We start from the raw sequence: 3,470 nt of genomic DNA on the forward strand, positions 1-3,470 counted from the left end.
GTGCAACGAGTTTAAACGATTTCAGTCAAATAATCGTAGTTTTTTGAGAGAAGTGGGTGCAGCCTAGCCTTTTTTTGCTTCTGTTTTTTGTGGTAAGACAATTGTAGCGCAGCGGAAATCATGAACACAATAAAGAAACAGACCTTGTGAACTAAAAAATGAAGTCAGGTCTGGGCGAAGCACCAGTTGAAAAATATAATTAGGACAGCTCAGATATATTATATAAATTGTAGTTATTTGCAAAGAAATATATTGAATAGTTTATTCAAATTTTTAAATTTGTAAGGACTATTTATAAAGTTAATCATCAATCAACTGTCTTATATGAATTTTAGATATGATCTGTTACTGATGTTTTTGTGATTTTCTACTTAGCGTTAAAAAAGGATTATAGTGCAATAAACGATTATAAGCGCTTATAAGCGCTTATGAAAAATTAAGCGTTTATGAATGGTTAATTTTCAATAGATTCAGATATACAGTAGTTTATGAAAAGTAAATTGGATGGTGCATTTATAAATAAGTTAGCGTTAATTAACAGAAAAGAAGAAGGTCCTACTACAAAATAGATTTCAATATGGAATTATTATATATATGGATTGATGGTTTTCGTAATTTTCAGAATATTGGATTTAATATCTCGGATACATTCGATATTGAATATAATAGAGAAACAGGATTATTATCAATAAATGAAGCCCGAAAGAGTAGTAATGTTTTTGGAGATAACATAACTAATATCACAGGAATTATTGGTAAGAACTCCACTGGTAAAAGTAACTTACTTGAACTTGTCTCGCTTATTTTAAAAAGCAAGAAAAATACATTGACATTTGATTTTATAGCCTTATTTAATTCAGATTATATGCGGGATTCTCAAATGTTTATTTACTCTAATATTCATTCTGAAATCAAAACAAACAGTTCATTTGGATTAATAAATAATTCCGATGAATTTAATCATCTAAACGTAGCATACTTTTCAAATATACAAGATGATAGAGAACTAAATATTCCTCGTTCTGTAATAAATTTAACGCCAAGTAAATCCTTACCTAAGAGGAAAAGTGATATGCTAAATCAATTTAAGTTTCTTTTAACCGAAGATTTCTTAGGGGTAGATTTAGAAAGTCCAAAAAACTTAATTATATCAACAATTACAAAGACTTCATATAATAGGGATAAAGAATATATGAGTAATTTTGATAATGATGCTCTACAGGTAATAAGTGGAAAATTTAAAAATGCTTTAAAAACATCTAATCCAATAAAGCATTTCATTTATTCTTTTACCTTCTCTTTATTCTCTTATATAATAGTCACAGCAGTAAATGAAATTAAAAACAGGAGAAAAGACCTTTTTGAAGTAAATCCCGATTATTCAAATCTCAATGAACTATTTACAAAGTCATTTAAAGATGTTGCAAATCTTGATATGAAAGATTTAATCGAAGCGATTAAAGAATTTATTGGATTAGTTTTCTATGAATTTACTACGCTTGGTAGTTTGAATAAAAAAGATGCGATGTCATTACTAGATTTTGATAGAGCTATTGAATACCTGCATCCGAGATTAATTAAGGAAGGAAAATACAATCAAGCCCGTTCATATTATTTAATTGATTTTAATTCAGAAAATAAGCGTATTCTAAAAGAATATTTATCAATATTTAATCAAAATCAAATCATAGAATTATCATGGGGTGGAATTAGTTCTGGGCATAAAGCTTTTTTAAATGTGTTTTCTCAATTCAATTCTGTGATTAAGAAAATAAATAATAAACCGAATGTTTTAATCTTAATTGATGAAGGTGATTTATATATGCACCCTGTTTGGCAACAAGAATTTCTAAATCGTATATTAAATTATTTAAAGTCTAATTACAAGGCAGATATTCAAATGATTATGACCTCACATTCTCCATTTTTAGTATCAGACTTACCTCGACAAAATTTAATATACCTAGATAGAACTGAAGAGTATATGTGCAAAGTAATACCAATAAAAGAATCAGAAGATGAAACGTTTGGAGCTAATCTACTTGATTTATATTCTAATTCGTTTTTCTTAAGCGGTGGTACAATCAGTAAGTTTGCATATGGTAAAATAAAAGAAGTTGTAGAAAAATTAAAGCGAAAGGACTTAAGCAAGCAAGATTTTGATAGTATGAATGGAATTATTTCTATAATTGGCGATGATGTAATTAAGTTGAAGTTAAAAAAAATGATAACAGATGCTGAAAATCGAAATTAGAGAACGAACTAAAATGGAAAAATCTTTTTTTGAGCATCTAAATCCAGTTGGGGATGATAAAATGTTTTTAAAAAGTTCAGTGATTCAACAGTTAAAATCCGAGTATGATAATGCAGCTTTAAAAGTAGATAAGGATATATACCGATTTCTAATAATAAGGATTAAGAATATTTTAATTGGCAATCCTAAGGTTTTAAGTGAGATTATATCTTTGTTTGATGTTATGTTTTCATTAGATGTCTTTTATGAAGTAGATGCTGTAACAGATAAAAAGAAAGATTCTGAAATTGCAAAAAAGATTAAAAGCATTTTTAATTATAAGGCGTTTCGAAGCTCCCCATTTTGTATTTCATATTTAAGAGAATTAGGATTCGAGGCTAGAATACCTTGTCCATATTGCAATTTTGATGAATTAAGTATTGTGACGAGAGATGTTGATAAAAATGATTTAGCTCTACTTGATTTAGACCATTTTGTACCTCAAAGTAAATACCCTTTTCTAGCTCTTTCAATGTATAACCTAGTCCCATCTTGTCATAATTGTAACTCTAGATTTAAAAGGGAAACCTTATTTTTAGTAGATACACATATTAATCCTTTTGATAAATCATTTGATGATAATTTTCACTTTTCCTTAAAAACTCCATATGTGTTTGGAATGGATATAAAGGATTTTATAATTAGCTATGATTCATTAAGTGATTTTAGCGATAAAACTATCATAGATTTAGAATTAATAGAGAGATATAATACAGCGAAAGATAAATTAATTGAAAAATTCAATATCCTTTCAAAAATGACCTCTCATAAAACAAATGAAATAGAAATTCTTTTGGAGCAAACAGTAAATGACGAAATTCTTGAGTTAGCAGAGATTCCAAAGAATAAAGAAGATATTACTAGTTACAGTCTAGGTAAGTTAAAAAGAGATATTTACAAGGATACATGGGAGAATAACTAACGCTAACAATTTGTATAAGCAATAGCGGCAAAAGTGCTAAAAATTAAGGTCTGTACACCGCTCAAACTTCATCATGATTTGATAAGTTTGTAGCACGCAAACCGCTACTGCTTATACAAGTGGTCGTTATGTACAATACAACGCAAAGAATTTAGATATTATTAGATATTCCGGTGATGTTGACCCCTCATTCCGGTCATATTGACCCCCTTGGATTTGGGTAACTAAAAATGGTTAGTGTGACAAAATTACATC

At 28.4% G+C, this 3,470-nt stretch carries 2 protein-coding genes; both read left to right on the forward strand.

Annotated features, from left to right (window positions below):
• The first annotated feature begins 577 nt into the window (after window positions 1-577).
• A complete protein-coding gene (locus OM075_RS24530; protein ID WP_301193203.1) occupies window positions 578-2,254 on the forward strand; it encodes an AAA family ATPase in 1,677 nt (558 codons plus the stop codon).
• The gene (locus OM075_RS24535; protein ID WP_301193204.1) at window positions 2,235-3,215 is read left to right on the forward strand and encodes an HNH endonuclease; all 981 of its coding nucleotides are present in this window, start codon (window positions 2,235-2,237) and stop codon (window positions 3,213-3,215) included. Before OM075_RS24530 ends, OM075_RS24535 begins: the two co-directional genes overlap by 20 nt.
• Window positions 3,216-3,470 lie beyond the last annotated feature (255 nt).

Origin of the sequence: Plebeiibacterium sediminum (assembly GCF_026013605.1) — a bacterium.
Taxonomy (GTDB): Bacteria; Bacteroidota; Bacteroidia; order Bacteroidales; family Marinilabiliaceae; genus Saccharicrinis; species Saccharicrinis sediminus.

Coding starts and splice junctions, on each gene's coding strand:
- OM075_RS24530 (WP_301193203.1), top strand. CDS start 578: ATGGAATTATTATATATATGGATTGATGGTTTTCGTAATTTTCAGAAT.
- OM075_RS24535 (WP_301193204.1), top strand. CDS start 2,235: ATGCTGAAAATCGAAATTAGAGAACGAACTAAAATGGAAAAATCTTTT.